The sequence below is a fragment of the Mycobacterium sp. NGS58 genome, from assembly GCF_059812385.1.
The window spans coordinates 1-16,202 of the sequence record NZ_JCALCO010000041.1 but is presented as its reverse complement, the minus strand read 5'-3'; the positions used below and the strand labels follow the sequence as shown (position 1 = coordinate 16,202).

At 68.6% G+C, this 16,202-nt stretch carries 12 protein-coding genes and 1 pseudogene; 9 read left to right on the top strand and 4 right to left on the bottom strand.

The genetic code is table 11. The features are described from left to right. Nucleotides 1–1,161 (top strand): alpha-amylase family glycosyl hydrolase (locus AC5Y4H_RS24785; RefSeq protein ID WP_499986299.1); only part of this gene is annotated, 1,161 nt, incomplete at its 5' end. Here AC5Y4H_RS24785 and AC5Y4H_RS24780 read toward each other — a convergent pair. After that, nucleotides 1,147–1,584, bottom strand: a complete 438-nt coding sequence (locus AC5Y4H_RS24780; RefSeq protein ID WP_499986298.1) for a DUF1810 domain-containing protein — start codon at nt 1,582–1,584, stop codon at nt 1,147–1,149. The two genes, AC5Y4H_RS24785 and AC5Y4H_RS24780, sit on opposite strands and share 15 nt — an antisense overlap. Before the next feature lie 18 nt (nt 1,585–1,602). On the opposite strand from AC5Y4H_RS24780, the gene AC5Y4H_RS24775 reads away from it, so the two are divergent. The 7 genes and pseudogenes from AC5Y4H_RS24775 to AC5Y4H_RS24745 all read left to right on the top strand — a co-directional run bounded on the left by AC5Y4H_RS24775 (nt 1,603) and on the right by AC5Y4H_RS24745 (nt 8,723). Continuing rightward, entirely contained in the window at nt 1,603–2,844 is a 1,242-nt protein-coding gene (locus AC5Y4H_RS24775; protein ID WP_499986297.1) for an alpha-hydroxy acid oxidase, read from the top strand. 92 nt (nt 2,845–2,936) lie between these two features. Next, nucleotides 2,937–5,258: an endopeptidase La gene (lon, locus tag AC5Y4H_RS24770; protein ID WP_499986295.1), complete on the top strand. Its 2,322-nt coding sequence runs from the start codon at nt 2,937–2,939 to the stop codon at nt 5,256–5,258. Nucleotides 5,259–5,319: 61 nt separating this feature from the next. Continuing rightward, nucleotides 5,320–5,697 (top strand): nitroreductase family deazaflavin-dependent oxidoreductase, encoded by a 378-nt coding sequence (locus AC5Y4H_RS24765; RefSeq protein WP_499986293.1) that lies wholly within the window; start codon nt 5,320–5,322, stop codon nt 5,695–5,697. Between the two features lie 9 nt (nt 5,698–5,706). Further along, nucleotides 5,707–6,039 carry a TfoX/Sxy family protein gene (locus AC5Y4H_RS24760; RefSeq protein ID WP_499986291.1) on the top strand — a complete coding sequence of 111 codons (333 nt, stop codon included), beginning with the start codon at nt 5,707–5,709 and terminating at the stop codon, nt 6,037–6,039. A 41-nt stretch (nt 6,040–6,080) separates the two neighbouring features. After that, nucleotides 6,081–6,705, top strand: a pseudogene (locus tag AC5Y4H_RS24755) (endonuclease). A 7-nt stretch (nt 6,706–6,712) separates the two neighbouring features. Beyond that, nucleotides 6,713–7,438 (top strand): DUF72 domain-containing protein, encoded by a 726-nt coding sequence (locus AC5Y4H_RS24750; RefSeq protein WP_499986287.1) that lies wholly within the window; start codon nt 6,713–6,715, stop codon nt 7,436–7,438. Nucleotides 7,439–7,484: 46 nt separating this feature from the next. After that, entirely contained in the window at nt 7,485–8,723 is a 1,239-nt protein-coding gene (locus AC5Y4H_RS24745; RefSeq protein ID WP_499986283.1) for an NAD(P)/FAD-dependent oxidoreductase, read from the top strand. On the opposite strand, the gene AC5Y4H_RS24740 is transcribed toward AC5Y4H_RS24745, so the two are convergent. The 3 genes from AC5Y4H_RS24740 to AC5Y4H_RS24730 all read right to left on the bottom strand — a co-directional run bounded on the left by AC5Y4H_RS24740 (nt 8,716) and on the right by AC5Y4H_RS24730 (nt 14,902). Continuing rightward, nucleotides 8,716–10,842, bottom strand: coding sequence for an NAD-dependent epimerase/dehydratase family protein (locus tag AC5Y4H_RS24740; protein ID WP_499986280.1), 2,127 nt, complete (start codon nt 10,840–10,842; stop codon nt 8,716–8,718). The genes AC5Y4H_RS24745 and AC5Y4H_RS24740 overlap by 8 nt on opposite strands. A 113-nt stretch (nt 10,843–10,955) precedes the next feature. Next, on the bottom strand, nt 10,956–12,440 hold the full coding sequence (locus AC5Y4H_RS24735) for an acetyl-CoA acetyltransferase (RefSeq protein ID WP_499986278.1): 1,485 nt from the start codon (nt 12,438–12,440) through the stop codon (nt 10,956–10,958). A 53-nt stretch (nt 12,441–12,493) separates the two neighbouring features. Further along, the gene (locus tag AC5Y4H_RS24730) at nt 12,494–14,902 is read right to left on the bottom strand and encodes a CaiB/BaiF CoA-transferase family protein (protein ID WP_499986275.1); all 2,409 of its coding nucleotides are present in this window, start codon (nt 14,900–14,902) and stop codon (nt 12,494–12,496) included. 214 nt (nt 14,903–15,116) lie between these two features. Between AC5Y4H_RS24730 and AC5Y4H_RS24725 the strand changes: the two genes are divergently transcribed. Further along, nucleotides 15,117–16,034, top strand: coding sequence for an undecaprenyl-diphosphate phosphatase (locus AC5Y4H_RS24725; protein ID WP_499986302.1), 918 nt, complete (start codon nt 15,117–15,119; stop codon nt 16,032–16,034). Nucleotides 16,035–16,202: the final 168 nt, after the last annotated feature.

Sequence of the window (16,202 nt, the reverse complement as noted above, 5' to 3'; positions counted from 1 at the left end):
CTCGGGGCATCGGGCATCGCGCTGGGACCCATCTTCGCCTCGCGCACACACGGTTACGACACCACCGACCACTACCGCATCGATCCCCGGCTGGGTGATGACGCCGACTTCGACCACCTGATCGCCGAGGCGCACGGCCGCGGACTGCGGGTCCTCCTCGACGGGGTGTTCAACCACGTCGGGCAGGACTTCGCACGCTACCGGGAGGCGGCCCACGACGACGGGGCCGCGCGCTGGTTTCGCGGACGTGCGGGTCGCTTCCACACCTTCGAAGGCCACTCCGGGCTGATCACCCTCAACCACGACAACCCGGAAGTCGCCGACTACACCGTCGACGTGATGGCGCACTGGTTGGGCCGCGGCGCCGACGGTTGGCGGCTGGATGCCGCATACGCCGTGCCGCACCACTTCTGGGCCTCGACCCTACCGAGGGTGCGCCAACGCTACCCGGACGCCTGGTTCGTGGGCGAACTCATCCACGGCGACTACGCCGCGGACGTCCGGGCCGCCACCTTCGACTCCGCCACGCAATACGAGCTGTGGAAGGCGATCTGGAGCAGCCTCAACGACGGCAACTTCTTCGAACTCGATTGGGCGCTGCAGCGTCACAACGACTTTTTGACCGCTTTCTCGCCGCTGACGTTCATCGGTAACCACGACGTCACGCGCATCGCCAGCCGGCTGGACGCGCCCGAACACGTGGCCCACGCGCTGGTGCTGCTGCTGACCATCGGAGGGGTGCCCAGCGTATACGCCGGCGACGAACTCGGGTTTGCGGGAGTGAAGGAAGAACGATACGGCGGCGACGACGCGGTAAGGCCCGAATTCGCCTCTCCTCCACTGCAACTGGATGATCTCGGCGTCGAGACCTGGCGGTTGCACCAGTATCTGGTCGGGCTGCGGCGCCGCTACCCCTGGCTGCACGCGGCTTCCACCACCGCGCGGCTGCTCAACAACCGGCAGTACGTGTACGAGACGCGCAACGGCGACGATGCGCTGCTGGTGGTGCTCAACATCGACGACGAACCGCTGCGCGTCTCGCTACCGGAGTTGGGCACGCGCCGCGCTCAGGTGATCGGCGGATCGGCCGCCCCGCCACAGGAGGTCGTCGACACCGTCGTCGTCGAGGCCCGGGGCTGGCGAATCCTAAGCCCGGCCTAGACGCTCCAGCGTCAGCCGGTCGTGGTGGCCGTCGTAGTACTTGTCGAGCACCGCGATGAAGTCCTCGTTGTCCTCGGTGGCGTGGGCGAACAGCGTCATCGACGAGCGCAGCTTAAGATCATCCGGCGAGCCGAAGATCTGACCGATCGTTCGCCCCTGCACCGCCGCGACCAGCCGGGAGCACTCGTGCAACCGCGGCCCCAGCAGCTCATGACGCAGGTAGGCGCCGGCTTCGTCCAGCGAGGCGATGCCGAACCGGGCCGCCATGGCGCTGCCGCCCAGCCCGCGCAGCTGCGGAAAGACGAACCACATCCAGTGACTGCGTTTTCGCCCGGCGCGCAGCTCGTCCACGACGTCGCCGTACACCGGCTCCTGTGCGTCCACAAAACGTTTGAGATCGAAGGGGTGGCCGGCCGATTCCATATGACTACGGTTGCACATATGGCAGTGCGGCGACGAGTGCCCAAAGCGCGCGACCTGGCACCGCTGATGCAATTCAAGCGGCCCCGGTTCAACCCGACCAGGCGCCGGCTCGAGGCCGCCCACACCATCGAGGATCTGCGAGCCATCGCCAGGCGCCGCACCCCCAAGGCGGCGTTCGACTACACCGACGGCGCCGCGGAAGACGAACTGTCCATCCAACGTGCGCGACAGGCGTTCCGCGACATCGAATTTCATCCGACCATCCTGCGCGATGTCTCCCAAGTCACCGCCGGATGGGAGGTGCTGGGCCAGCCGGTGGTGTTGCCGTTCGCGATCGCGCCCACCGGTTTCACCCGCTTGATGCACACCGAGGGCGAGATCGCCGGCGCGCAAGCGGCGGCCCGCGCCGGGATTCCGTTCTCGCTGTCCACCCTGGGCACGTGTGCGATCGAAGATCTGGTCACCGCCGTCCCTGGGGGCCGAAAGTGGTTCCAGCTCTACATGTGGCGCGATCGCGAGCGCTCGATGGCGCTGGTGCAGCGCGCCGCCGCCGCGGGATTCGACACCCTGCTGGCCACCGTCGACGTTCCCGTCTCCGGTGCGCGGCTGCGGGATAACCGCAACGGCATGACGATCCCGCCCACGCTGACGCTGCGCACCGTGCTCGACGCGGTGCCGCACCCGAAATGGTGGTTCGATCTGCTGACCACCGAGCCGCTGGCCTTCGCCTCGCTGGATCGCTGGCCGGGCACCGTCTCGGAATACCTGAGCACCATGTTCGACCCGAGCCTCACCTTCGACGACCTGGAATGGATCAAGGCCCAGTGGCCCGGCAAGCTCGTCGTGAAGGGGATTCAGACGCTCGAGGATGCGCGCGCCGTCGTCGACCGCGGCGTCGACGGCCTCGTGCTGTCCAATCATGGTGGGCGCCAACTGGACCGGGCCCCGGTCCCCTTTCACCTGCTGCCCACGGTTGCGCGGGAGCTCGGGCGACACACCGAGATCCTGGTGGACACCGGCATCATGTCGGGCGCCGACATCGTCGCCGCAATCGCCCTGGGAGCCCGCTGCACACTGGTCGGGCGGGCCTACCTGTACGGCCTGATGGCCGGCGGCGAGGCGGGCGTGAGCCGTGCGATCGACATCCTGGCGAGCGGAATTCTGCGGACCATGGCGCTGCTCGGCGTCACATGCCTGGAAGAGCTGTCACCCGAGCACGTCACGCAGCTCAAGCGCTTTGGTCCGATCTCGCCGGTGTGAGACCGGCCTCACGCTCGCGGCGAAACCTGATTTGGGAACAAACCGGCGCCGAGCTGGGTTAAGCGCATCAGACTCAACTTTTGGAGGATTTGATGGCTGAAGCCAAGTCGGTGCCGGTGCTGTTTGTCACTGACACCATCGTGTTGCCCGGAATGGTGGTGCCGATCGCGCTGGACGAGGCTGCCCGCGCGGCGATCGACGCCGCGCAGGCGAGCGACTCCGGGCAGCTGCTCATCGCCCCCCGGCTCGAGGACCGGTATCCGTCACACGGCGTGATAGCCAAGATCTTGCAAGTCGGCCGCATAGCCGGCGGCGGCACCGCCGCGGTGGTGCGCGGTGAGCGCAGGGCCCAGATAGGCGCGGGAGCGTCCGGGCCGGGTGCCGCGCTGTGGGTCGAGGTGACCGAGGTCCCCGAGAGCGAGACCACGGACGAAGTCAAGGCATTGACGGCGGAGTACAAGAAGCTGCTGCTGGCCATGCTGCAACGGCGCGAGGCCTGGGAGATCATCGACTACGTCAACCGGCTGACCGATCCGTCGGCACTGGCGGACACCTCCGGCTACGCGTCCTACCTGACCAGCGCGCAGAAGCGCCAGCTCCTGGAGACCGTCGAGGTCGCCGAGCGGCTGCGGGTGCTGATCGATTGGACCAGCGAACACCTCGCCGAAGTCGAGGTGAGCGACAAGATCGCCGAGGACGTGCGCGAGGGCATGGAAAAGACGCAGAAGGAGTTCCTGCTGCGCCAACAGCTGGCCGCCATCCGCAAGGAACTGGGCGAGGGCGAGCCCGACGGGTCTGATGACTACCGGGCCCGCGTCGAGGCCGCCGAGCTGCCCGAGAAGGTGCGCGAAGCCGCCCTGCGCGAGGTCGGCAAGCTGGAGCGCTCCAGCGACCAAAGCCCGGAGAGCGGCTGGATCCGCACCTGGCTCGACACCGTGCTCGACCTGCCCTGGAATGTCCGCACCGAGGACTCGACCGACCTGAAGGCCGCGCGCGAGGTCCTAGACGCCGACCACCACGGGCTGGACGACGTCAAAGACCGCATCGTCGAGTACCTGGCCGTGCGGGCACGCCGCGCCCAGCGCGGCCTCCAAGTCGTCGGTGGCCGCGGTTCGGGCGCGGTAATGGTGCTGGCCGGGCCCCCCGGCGTCGGCAAGACGTCCCTGGGCGAAAGCGTCGCCCGGGCGTTGGGCCGCAAGTTCGTCCGCGTCGCACTCGGCGGCGTGCGCGACGAGGCCGAGATCCGTGGGCACCGCCGCACGTATGTGGGCGCGCTGCCGGGCCGGATCGTGCGCGCGATCGGTGAGGCGGGATCGATGAATCCCGTTGTGCTGCTGGACGAAATCGACAAGGTCGGTTCCGACTATCGCGGCGACCCGAGTGCCGCGTTGCTCGAGGTGCTCGACCCCGCACAGAACCACACCTTCCGCGACCACTACCTGGATCTGGACCTGGACCTGTCCGACGTGGTGTTCCTGGCCACCGCCAACGTCATCGAGAACATCCCGTCGGCGCTGCTGGACCGCATGGAGCTGGTGCAGATCGATGGTTACACGGAGGACGACAAGGTCGCCATCGCGCGTGACTACCTGCTGCCACGGCAGCGGGAGCGGGCGGCGCTGACCGAGGACGAGGTCGCGGTGACCGACGATGCGCTGCACAAGATCGCCGCCGACTACACCCGCGAGCCGGGGGTGCGGCAGTTCGAACGGTTGCTGGCCAAGGCGTTGCGCAAGGCGACCACCAAGCTGGCCGAGGATCCGGCGGCGCTGACCATCGACGAGCCGGATCTGGTCGACTACCTGGGCCGCCCGCGGTTCATGCCGGAGTCGGCCGAGCGCACGGCGGTGCCCGGTGTGGCCACCGGCCTGGCCGTGACGGGCCTGGGCGGCGACGTGCTCTACATCGAGGCCGGTGCCACCGACGGCGAGCCGGGTCTGCAGCTGACCGGTCAGCTGGGTGACGTGATGAAGGAATCGGCGCAGATCGCGCTGTCCTACGTGCGTTCCCACGCCGCCGAGCTGGGTGTCGACCCCGAAGCGCTGGACCGGCGCATCCACGTGCACGTGCCCGCGGGTGCGGTGCCCAAAGACGGCCCGTCGGCGGGCGTCACCATGGTGACCGCGCTGGTGTCGATGGCCACCGGCCGGCAGGTCCGCTCCGACGTCGGCATGACCGGTGAGGTCACGCTGAACGGCCGCGTGCTGCCTATCGGGGGCGTCAAGCAGAAGCTGCTGGCGGCCCAACGTGCCGGACTGTCAACGGTTTTCATCCCGGCGCGCAACGAGCCGGATTTGGACGACGTGCCCGGTGAGGTGCTCGAGGCGCTGGACGTGCGACCCATGACCGACGTCGCCGAGATCGTGGCCCGGGCGCTGGAACCTGCGGCCGACGCCGCGACGGCGGCGGCCTGACCTCAACGCCGGGGGTGGCCCAGGGGTTTTCCTGGCGCCACGCCCGGCGTTGAATGGACCCGTGACTCTCAAACGGCGAGTGGTCCATCGCGTTCAGCGGCTGTTGGTCAATCCGGTGGGCCGGCAACTGCCGATGACCATGCTCGAAACCACCGGACGCAAGAGCGGGCAACCGCGGCGTACCGCGGTCGGCGGGCGCGTCGTGGACAACCAGTTCTGGATGGTCTCCGAACACGGCGAGCACTCGGACTACGTCCGCAACATCAAGGCCGATCCCGCTGTCCGGGTGCGGGTGGGCGGGCGGTGGCGCAACGGCACCGCGCACCTGCTGCCCGACGACGACGCCGTGCAGCGGCTGGGCAACCTGCCGCGACTGAACAGCGCGATGGTGCGGCTGATGGGCAGCGACCTGTTGACCATCCGCGTCGACCTGGACTGACGCCGCCGCATGGCCTACGACGAGGATCTGGCCAACCGGATCCGCGAACTTCTCGGCTCCGAGGCCGGCGTCGAGGAGAAGCGCATGTTCGGCGGTCTGGCGTTCTTGATCAACGGCAATATGTCGGTGGCCGTCAGCGGCCAGGGCGGGCTGTTGGTGCGGGTGCCGCCGGCGGACACCGACAAGCTCACCGAGCGTGCCCACGCGAGCCCGATGGTGATGGCCGGCCGGGAAGCCCGGGGCTGGGTGCGTGTTGACGCCACCGGTGTGCGAGCCAAACGCCAACTGCACAGCTGGGTGGACCGCGGAGTCGGCTACGCGCGCGGCCTGCCGCCCAAGTAGCGGCCGGTTTGTTCGCCCGGAGCGCGGGTACGCGGATGGCCATGGACAAGCGGGTGCGGCGACTGCTCGACGTCGCGGGCACGACCTACGCGGCGCAGGCGCGTATCACCATGAGCGACAAGCCGATGCCGTTGTTTCAGCTCTTGGTCCTGTGCATGCTGGCCAGCAAGCCGATCGATGCGAACATCGCCATGGCCGCGGCGAGCGAACTATTCAAAACCGGTCTGCGGACACCCAAAGCCGTGCAGGCCGCTGACCGGCAAACCATGATCGAAGCGTTCGGGCGCGCGCACTACGTTCGCTACGACGAGAGCTCTGCGACCCGGCTCGCCGAAATGGCCGGGCGTGTTCGTGACGACTACTCCGGCGATCTGCGACGGCTGGCCGATCGCAGCCGGCGCGACCCGGCGGCGGCCAAACGAATGCTCAAAGGATTCAAGGGCATCGGCGACACCGGCGCGGACATCTACCTGCGCGAAGTTCAGGACGTGTGGACCTGGGTACGTCCCTACTTCGACGACCGTGCCACCGGCGCCGCCAAGCAACTGGGTTTGCCCAGCACGCAAACAGCTCGGATCGCTTGCGCCGCAAGCCAATGCCCGGCTCGCTGCCGCGCTGGTCAGGGTGTCGCTCGACGACGACGTGCGTCGGCGGGTGACCGGCTGAGCGGATCGTGACCGTACGCATCGGTACCTCGGGGTGGTCGTACAACCACTGGGTGAATGTGTTGTATCCGCCCGGAACGCCTTCGGGGCGCCGGCTCGCCCGTTACGTCGAAGTGTTCGACACCGTCGAGCTGAACGCGAGTTTCTACCGGTGGCCCCAGGACTCGACCTTCACGGGCTGGCGCCGGCAACTGCCGGAGGGCTTCACCATGTCGGTCAAGGCCCACCGCGGATTGACGCATTACCGCCGGCTCGCCTCGCCCGAGCCGTGGATCGAGCGGTTCGAACGTTGTTGGCGTCTGCTGGGTGATCGGCACGGGGTGCTGCTGGTGCAACTGCACCCGGAGCAGCAGCGCGACGATGTGCGCCTGGATTCGTTCTTGGCCCTCGTACCCGAATCGATCCGCGTCGCCGTCGAATTGCGTCACCCATCGTGGAACGATCCCGCGGTGTTCGAGTTGCTCGAACGCCGCCGCGCCGCGTACGTGGTGATGAGCGGTCTCGGGCTCGAGTGCATCCCCCGGGCGACCACCGACCTGGTGTACATCCGGATGCACGGCCCCGATCCGGAAGCCAACTACGCCGGCTCGTATTCCGACCGCGACTTGCGGCACTGGGCCGATCGAATCGCCGAGTGGGACGGCGACGGCACGGACGTGTGGATGTATTTCAACAACGACCTGGGTGGCCACGCGGTCCGCAACGCGCTGGCCTTGCGGGAGCTTTTGAGCTGATTGCGCACGAGTAGGCTGGAAGCCCTGGAAGATCGGAGCACCCATCATGGCCAGCTCGACCAGCTTCGTGATCGTCGGTGGCGGACTCGCGGCGGCTAAAGCCGTAGAAGCGTTGCGTGACAACGACTTCGATGGGCACGTCGTAGTATCCGCCGACGAGGAACATCTGCCTTACGAGCGACCCCCACTGTCGAAGGAGTACTTGGCCGGCAAGAAGTCGCTGACCGATTTCACCGTGCACAATTCCGACTGGTACCGGGACAACGACGTCGACCTACGGCTCAGCTCGCGGGTGACCGCACTGGACGCCGCCGACCACACTGTGGGTCTTGCCGACGGCACCACCGTTCAATACGACAAGCTGCTGCTGGCAACCGGCTCGGCCTCGCGACGTCCGCCGATACCCGGCTCGGACGCCGCCGGCGTTCACTATCTGCGCAGCTACGAGGATGCGGTGGCACTGAATTCCGTTCTGACCGAAGGGGCCACGCTCGCCGTCGTGGGAGCCGGGTGGATTGGGCTGGAAGTGGCCGCCGGGGCCCGTCAGCGCGGCGTCGACGTCACCGTGGTCGAGGCGGCCAAGCAGCCGCTGCTGGCCGCACTGGGAGAAACCGTCGGTGAAGTGTTCGCCACCTTGCATCGCGAGCACGGGGTCGATCTGCGGCTCGAGACCCAGGTCGAGGAGATCATCCGGGCCCAGGGAACGGCTTCCGGTTTGCGCACTCGCGACGGGGCGACCATCGCGGCCGACGCCGTGCTGGTGGCCGTCGGCGCCAAGCCGAACACCGAACTCGCCGAACAGGCCGGGCTGTCCATGGGTGACGGCGGAGTACTGGTCGATGCCTCGTTGCGCACCAGCGACCCAGACATCTATGCCGTCGGTGACATCGCCGCGGCCGAACACCCGCTTTTCGGCACCCGGATCCGCACCGAGCACTGGGCCAACGCCCTCAAGCAGCCCGCGGTCGCGGTGGCCGGGATGCTTGGCACAACAGGCGAATACGCGGAGCTGCCGTACTTCTTCACCGACCAATACGACCTCGGCATGGAATACGTCGGACACGCGCCGAGCTTCGATCGGGTGGTGTTTCGCGGCGATGTCGCCGCACGTGAATTCGTCGCGTTCTGGCTCGACGGCGACGACCGGGTGCTGGCCGGGATGAACGTCAATGTCTGGGATGTGCTCGACGACGTCAAAGCCCTGGTCCGGTCCCGGGCCCCGGTCGACGTCGACAAGTTGCGCGATCCGCGGTCGTCGCTGGCCGACCTGCCGAGCGTCAGCTGACAGTTTGTTCGGCGTCGGAGTGGTCAACGCCGCGCCGCACCGGAACCCACGTCCCGTCGATGACGTCGGGTGGGCATTGCACCTGCAGCCGTTCCCGTTCGGTGCGGCGGCGTTTGATCCGCAGCCGCGCATCGCCGGGCATGGTGACCAGTTCGTTGCAGGTCAAGTAGTACATGTCGTCGACGTCGTCGATCAGATCCGTCTCGACACGCAGGAAACCCAAGGCGCGCAACGTCATCCGGAGCTCATGCGTGAAGCGCATGGTGGCGTCGTGGGCGAGCTCCCGCGAAGCGCGGACGTTGTTGGCGAACCGGCCGTCCTGCCTCAGCACCGGTGCGGGGTTCGTGGCTACGGCAGCCGCGGCGACCAGCAACAGCGTCGGGTCGTCGGCAAACGTTGTGCTGGCCAGTTCTGCCTCCCCCGGGCCGCGGTGCCCGATCCGCGCGACGGCGGTATCCACGGCGGCCGCGGTCGTAGGCGACAACGCGCGAATGCTCGCGAGGTTGCCCTCCTCCGCCAGCGCACACAACGGCGGGTCGGCCCGCAGCGCGGCCGCCAACTCGGCGATCTCCGTCGCGACGAGATCGCTGTCGGTGATCATGCCCACCCCGGGCACACCGCGACGCGCCTGGCTACGCACCGGCGCCGCGGCGGTGATGCCGGCATCGATCAACCACAGCGCGTTGAGGATCCAGCCCTGGTGGATGCGGTCGCGCAGCAGCCGCAACCGAACTTCCAGCGCCGCCTCCGGCAGCAAGACCAGCTGGCCGGCATCGAGGTGCTCCGCGGTCGCGGCGGCGCCGTAGGCCCGGGTGTCGGCGCGCAGATGGCGCAGCGCAGCCACCGAGCGTCCAGCGGCGACAGCCTTGGCGACCGAGCCGAGCGCTCCACCCGCGAGGGCCGGCTCACCGAACGGCAGCGGATCCCCGACCTGGGGCTGGCCGACCAGTGCATCGCGGACGACGGCCTCCTGGTCCCAACCGGGCAGCTGAGAGGCGGCGACCAGGTTGACCGAGACGCCGACGTAGGGGCGATGGCCGAACACCGCGATGGCCCTGCTGGCCCACTCCTCGTCGAACGCGCCGCCGAGTGCGAGCACCTGACCCACGACCCGGCTCGCGGCGCGCAGCCCACTCAGCTGCACGTCGAGCGTTATCGGCGTGAGCGGTCCGGGCAGCGCCTCGCCGAGTGCGGAGGCGCTGAAGACCGGAAACCGCGGGTCGATCTGGTCGTCGAACTCGCCCTCGATGCCGTCGGGTGCCGCGCGGTGCGCGTCGTCGGCCGGCCGGCGCGGGTGTGTCAGCACCTCGACCGGCAGCGCGAGCCGTCCGCCGTGGTTGATCGCGCCCGCGGCGTCGAGTCGGCGGCCGACGAGTCCGCGCGCGGTGTCGGCGACCGCGTCCAGTGCGTGCCAACCGAACTCGAATGACCAATCTTCTTGTGCCGCCGAAACATTCATTTCCGGGATCAGTCGCGACCAGCTGCGCACCTGGTGCAGCCGGGACCGCGGGTCGGTCGCCCGCAACATCCGCCACGCGGTGATCAGATTGACGGTGTCCGGGCTGGCGAGGTCCACGACACCGGTGCGGTCGGTGTTCAGCGCCAGAACCAAAAAGCGCATCAGGTCGTCGAGATGCAGCACATGCATGGGTTGAGCCGAGACCTTGGCGCGCACCAGCGTCGCCACGGTACGGCACACCATCCAGTCGAGCTGACGACCGACCGGTGGTGCGATCCGGACGACAACGCTTGGGCCCCAACTCGAGGCCACCAGATCTTCGGCCGGCCGATAGAGCTCGGGCCGGCCGGCGGCCTGCGACACGAAAAGTAGCCGGGAGCCGGCGCGGGCGGCCGCGTCGGTCACCCGCGCAAGGCCATCCATGTTCGCGCTGCCGGGTACGGCGGGGTCGATGGGTGCCAGGTGGACCACCGCATCGGCTTCGTCGGTCAACTCCCGCAGGACCCGGTCGCGCAGCGACGCGCAAACAAATTCGACGTTGCCGTCCAGGCATGGATGGGGAAGCTCAGCAATGCCGGTGACCGAGTGCCCGGCAGCGACCAATTGCCCAGCGACCAGCCGCCCGAGTGCGCCGGTGGCGTCGGTAACCAGGATGTGCACCTGGGCTCACCTCCCCCAACCCTCAGCATTCAACAATAGGCAAATACGTACGGGCTACGCGACCGTTAGTCCGGTAACGGTTCGGCCACCTCGTCTGACGACGTCCGCCGGGGTTATTGCAGCGTCGCGCTGCCGTCCGCGGCGACGGCAACCTTGGCGCCACCGATATCTTCACGCACCGAGGCCTTCGCCACGTCCCGATCGGTGACCACCGCCAGCGCGCGCGACCCATCGGGGATGCGTACGGCCAGAAATGCCTTCTCGGGCCGGCCGTCACGGTCGAACGGCGTCGTCCAGGCCTCGACGGTGCCAACGCCTTCCCACTCGACCACCGCGTTCGTCGTCGGCTCTCGATCGACGACCGGTTGTGTGTCTTCCCAACGGAATTCGGCAGGCGGCTCGGTGCTGTAGACGCCGAAGCTGTGTTTGGTCAGGTAGCCGCCGTTGGCGGTGATCAAGCCACGCCGGCCCGGGTTGGCCACCAGCAACTCGGCCAGAGTGGCAATCGAGTGCATAACGTAGTTGCTCCACGGGCCGCCCGCGAAGGTCAGCCCGCCCGTGACCGTCAGCGGACGGGCGGGATCGTCGAGGCTCAGCCCGAGCTCGGACGCCGCCACCTGAACCGCGGAGGGAAAGCAGGAATACAGGTCGACATAGTCGATGTCGTCGATCCCCAAGCCGGCCAGTTCCAGCGCCCGCGCCCCGGCGATCCGGATGGCCGTCGAGCGATGCAATTCGTGGCGCTCGGCGATGGACGGGGTGTCGTGGGCGTCGGCGCCCGCCTGCGGGAACACCCACCGCTCGGCGGGGATCTTCAGCCGCGTCGCCTCCCCGACCGAGGTCAGCACCAGCGCCGCCCCCTGGTCGACCATGTTGTTGGAGTTCATCAGCTTGGTGTAGGGCCAACTGATCATCCGGTTCTGCGGGGACGCTGCAGTGATGTCGTCCGGGCTGGACGGCTTGCGGATCCAGGCGTTCGGGTTGTCGACCGCCACGGCGTTGAACCGTGCCCACAGCGCGCCGATGCGCTTGCGGTGATCGTCGATCGACTCGCCGTTCGCGATCCTGAGCGCCTCCTCGAACATCGGGTAGACGTAGGCGGGCCGATCGAGGGAGATCCTGATCTCGGCGTCACCGGCCATGGGGACGTCGTCACCGCTGATCTGGGCCGTCGGGACCGACTGGTCCTGTTCGGTCCACACCAGCTTGCCGCCCTTGGCCCGCAGCCCGCGCCTGGTGCGCCAGGTTTCCGCGCCGGCGAGCAGGACCACTTTGGCGTGGCCTCGCTGGATGTCCAGGCAGGCCTGGTTGACCAGGGACTGGGGCACGTTGCCGCCGACGGGGCTGTACAGCGTGCTGAAGTCGGAAGCACCGAGCCGCTGGCCGAGCGACAGGCCCGGGTCGCGGTACTGGGCCGACAGGATGTTCACGATGCGGATGGAATCCACAGCCTCGACCACCGCGGCATCGGCCGCTTGCCGGGCCGCGGCCACCATCAGGTCCATCGGTTCGACCGAGCGGGTTTCGGGGTCGATCTCGTCGCGATGGTTGACCTGGCCATAGCCGATCAACACCGGGGTACTGGGGTCGACGCTCATGGGAACGAATTTAGCGTGGCTATGGATCTGGCGGTCCTGGTGGGCCTCGCGGGTCAAGTGACGTCGGCCGGGATGGACAGCACGCCGTCGTCGATCAGGCGCTGGATGTCCGCGACGTTCATGCCCAGCAGGCTTTGGCAGATCTGCACGGTGTCCTGCCCGGGTAGCGGCGCCGGGGCCTGCCGGGCCGCCGGGATGTGGCGAAACGGCGCCGGGCCCGTCTCGGCCGGCAACGGACTTTCGATCAGCGGATGGACCATCGGGCTGTAGACGTTTCGCGCGATCAGCTGCGGGTCCTCGAGCACGTCCGGCGGGCGGTTCATCGGGCCGGCCGGGACGCCCGCCGACTGCAGCAGTTCGGCCGCCCGCAGCGGCGTGCGCGTGCGGGTCCAGCCGGAGACCAGCTCCACCAGCTCGCCACAATGGGCCAGCCGCGCCTCGCCGGTGGCGAAGCGCGGATCTTCGGCCCATCCGGCGTGGTCGAAAACCGAAGCGGCGCGGCGCCATTCATCGTCGGACCGGATCGAGATGACGCACCATTCGTCGTCGCCGGCGCAAGGGTAGACCGCATGCAGGCTGGTGTCCTCGTGGATCTGAGCGACGCCCGCGGCCAGGGCGGCCTCCGTGACATAGAGCGTGTCGAGCTGGTTGACCACGACTTCGGCCTGTGAGACGTGCACGTGGGCTCCCCGGCCGGACCGGTCGCGGTGGATTAGCGCGGCCAGCGCCCCGATCGCCGTGACCCGCCCCACCACGTGATCGGGAAAGACGGTCGTCGCGTCGTAGAAGCCGTGCCTGCCCGTGCCTCCTTCGCCCTTCGTACCGTCGGACGTCCAGAGTCGGGTGACCCCGGTGGTGGCCCGGACCAGCGGGCCGTAGCCCAACCGCGCGCTCCAGGGCCCTGAATCGCCGAACGCGCTGCTTTCAGCCAGCACAATCCGCGGGTTGATGGCGCGCAGCTCATCGTAGGGAAAGCCGAGTGCCGTAAGGGTTCCCGGCTTGAAGTTGGCGAACACCGCGTCGGCCTCGGCCACCAGGGCGCCAAAGATCTTCTTGCCCTCGGCGCTGCGCAGATCCAGTCCCAGTCCGCGGTTATTGCGGTGCGTCCAGGCGAACGACTCGCTCATGGCGTCGCCGATCCGGGCCTGCCGCAATCCGTCCGGATAATCGACGCTTTCGACTTTGATGACATCGGCGCCCAGGTCGCCGAACAGGCGGCTCAACTCGCCGCCGGCGACGATGATGCCCAGATCGAGAATCCGCAGCCCGGCGAAGGGATAGTCGCCCAGCCGGCCCGATGCCGACGGCACCACCGACGGGGTGCCACACCAATACGGTTCGTCGGATCCCGCGGCGGGCACCGGCGTCCGAAAACCCGCGCGCCGGCCGTCGACGACGAAATACCCGGTCGGCACGCTGGTGCGCACCCCGGGGACGAGTTCGGCGGCGGTGATGGCGCCCACCGCCTGAAAGTGCTCGGACCCCAGGATCCGCGCGGGCGTCAGCACAGCTGCGATCGGCACGCCGTTCGCCTGGCCGGCGGCCACCAGGTCCTTCATGGTCTGTCCGGTGAACGACTCCTCGATCAGCCGGCTGATCTGTGGCCAGGCCGCGAACCGCGCGCCGATCGCATCGTATTTCGGGTCCTGAAACTCCGCCGGCTCCCCCAGCCAGCGCCGCAGGCCATGCCACTGCCGCGGCGCCATCACACAGAGCCGGACGTAACCGTCCTGGCACGGATAGATCGGGTACGCGTCCTGGTTCTTCGGCCGGCCCCGCCACCGCCCGCTGCGTCGGACGCCCGCGGCCGCCTGCCCGTGCGCCCCGAACGCGGGGTCGAGGGCCATGACGACGGCGTCGAACCAAGAGAAGTCGATGTAATCGCCTGTGCCGCAGCGTAATCGGTTGTAGTACGCCGCGAGGGCCGCCCATGCCGCCTGGACGGCGGCGGTCGCCGACGCAATACCGTTCGGCGGCAGCACCGGGGTGCCGGTGGTGGGGCCGGACCGCGACAGCGCGCCGCACATCGCGTACAACACGGGATCGGTGGCGCGCCATGACGATCGCGAACCGGTCGCCCCGAAGTCGGTGATCGACAGCACCACCAGGTGCGGATAGCGGGCCGCCAGCTCCTCGCCCGAGGTCCCGAACATGGCGCCGCGCTCGTCGGCACCGGTGTCCACGACGATGTCGGCATCGGCGGCCAGGTCCAGGAACCGGGCGCAGTCCTCGTCATCGAACGGATCGAGCACCGCACTGCGCTTGTTGGCGTTGTGCACGGCGAACTGAATGCTGGCACCGCGCAGCGTGGGCAACGCATCCCGGCCCAGGCAACCGCCCGGCGGCTCCACCTTGAGGACGTCGGCGCCCAGGTCGGCGAACAGCCGGGTGACCGCGTCCGCGACGCCGCTCGACAAGTCGAGGACGCGCACGGCAGCAAGCAACCCGTCGGTCATTTGCACACCGTACCTGCCTGGTCAGGCCACTGCGCGTCGGCCTTTCCCTTGGTCGAGCGGTCGCGGCGACGGCCAAAGTGCCGGGTGGGCAAGGTGATTCGGCGCATGTGCCGCCGGCTGTGAAGCAGTGCTCAGTCGAGGGTCCGCGTCGGCGCGGCGTCGGCTATCGTCACAGGCCGATCCGCCAGGCCATACCAGTCGTCTCATGGAGGCAATCCCTATGACCGCGCACCTGAGCTACGTCGAGGCCGTCGTGGTCGGCGCGTTCCAAGGCGTCACCGAGCTGTTCCCGGTGTCCAGCCTGGGCCACGCGGTGCTGGTGCCGGCGCTGGTCGGCGGGCGTTGGGCCCAGGACCTCAGCGTGTCCGCCCCCGAGTCGCCCTACCTCGCGTTCATCGTGGGCCTGCATGTGGCTACCGCCGCGGCGCTGCTGGTGTTCTTCTGGCGGGACTGGGTGCGCATCCTGGCGGGCTTCGTCACGTCGCTGCGTCATCGGCGGATCCAGACGCCCGACGAACGCCTGGCGTGGCTGATCGTGGCGGGCACCATCCCGGTGGGCCTGGCCGGGCTGGCGCTCGAACAGCTGTTCCGCACCACGCTGGGCAAGCCCGTCCCCGCGGCGACCTTCCTGTTACTCAACGGCATCGCGCTCTACGTCGGCGAGGTGCTTCGCAGGCGCATCGCGCCCGCCCCCGACGAGGCCGCGCTGCCAGACGCGGAACTCGAACACGGCGACGAGGCCTCCGACCATCGGCTCGCGCAACTCCCCCTGCCCCGGGGCGTGGTGATCGGTGCGGCGCAAATTCTGGCGCTGCTGCCCGGCATCAGCCGCTCGGGGATCACCATCGTGGCCGGCCTGTGGCGGGGCTTGTCACACGAGGACGCCGCCCGGTTCTCCTTCTTGCTCGCGACGCCGATCATTCTGGCCGCGGGCGTGTACAAGATCCCGGAACTCTTCGGGCCGCTGGGCGCCGGAATCGGTGGCCAGGTGCTGGCCGGCAGTGTCGCCTCGTTCGTCTGCGCCTACCTCGCCGTGCGGTTCCTGACGCGGTATTTCGAGACCCGCACATTGACGCCGTTCGCGATCTACTGCGCGCTGGCCGGCGGAGCCAGCCTGGTCTGGTTTGCCCTGAGCTGAGTCGGGCGCGCGCCATTGCGCAGCTGCGGGGCTTGTTGCGCGGGGCGACTTCGTGCTGTGCTTAGCCGGTCGGCTAAGTTGACACCCGTCAAGAATCTGGAGGGGACCGGCATGGCAGACACGGCTTCGATCGGCCTGAAGGTCCGCGGCAAGGTGGTCGTCATCACC

Bases quoted from the DNA above. Each gene is read 5' to 3' on its own strand.
- AC5Y4H_RS24775 (WP_499986297.1), top strand. From the start codon at position 1,603: ATGGCAGTGCGGCGACGAGTGCCCAAAGCGCGCGACCTGGCACCGCTG.
- lon (WP_499986295.1), top strand. From the start codon at position 2,937: ATGGCTGAAGCCAAGTCGGTGCCGGTGCTGTTTGTCACTGACACCATC.
- AC5Y4H_RS24760 (WP_499986291.1), top strand. From the start codon at position 5,707: ATGGCCTACGACGAGGATCTGGCCAACCGGATCCGCGAACTTCTCGGC.
- AC5Y4H_RS24745 (WP_499986283.1), top strand. From the start codon at position 7,485: ATGGCCAGCTCGACCAGCTTCGTGATCGTCGGTGGCGGACTCGCGGCG.
- AC5Y4H_RS24735 (WP_499986278.1), bottom strand. From the start codon at position 12,440: ATGAGCGTCGACCCCAGTACCCCGGTGTTGATCGGCTATGGCCAGGTC.
- AC5Y4H_RS24780 (WP_499986298.1), bottom strand. From the start codon at position 1,584: ATGGAATCGGCCGGCCACCCCTTCGATCTCAAACGTTTTGTGGACGCA.
- AC5Y4H_RS24725 (WP_499986302.1), top strand. From the start codon at position 15,117: ATGACCGCGCACCTGAGCTACGTCGAGGCCGTCGTGGTCGGCGCGTTC.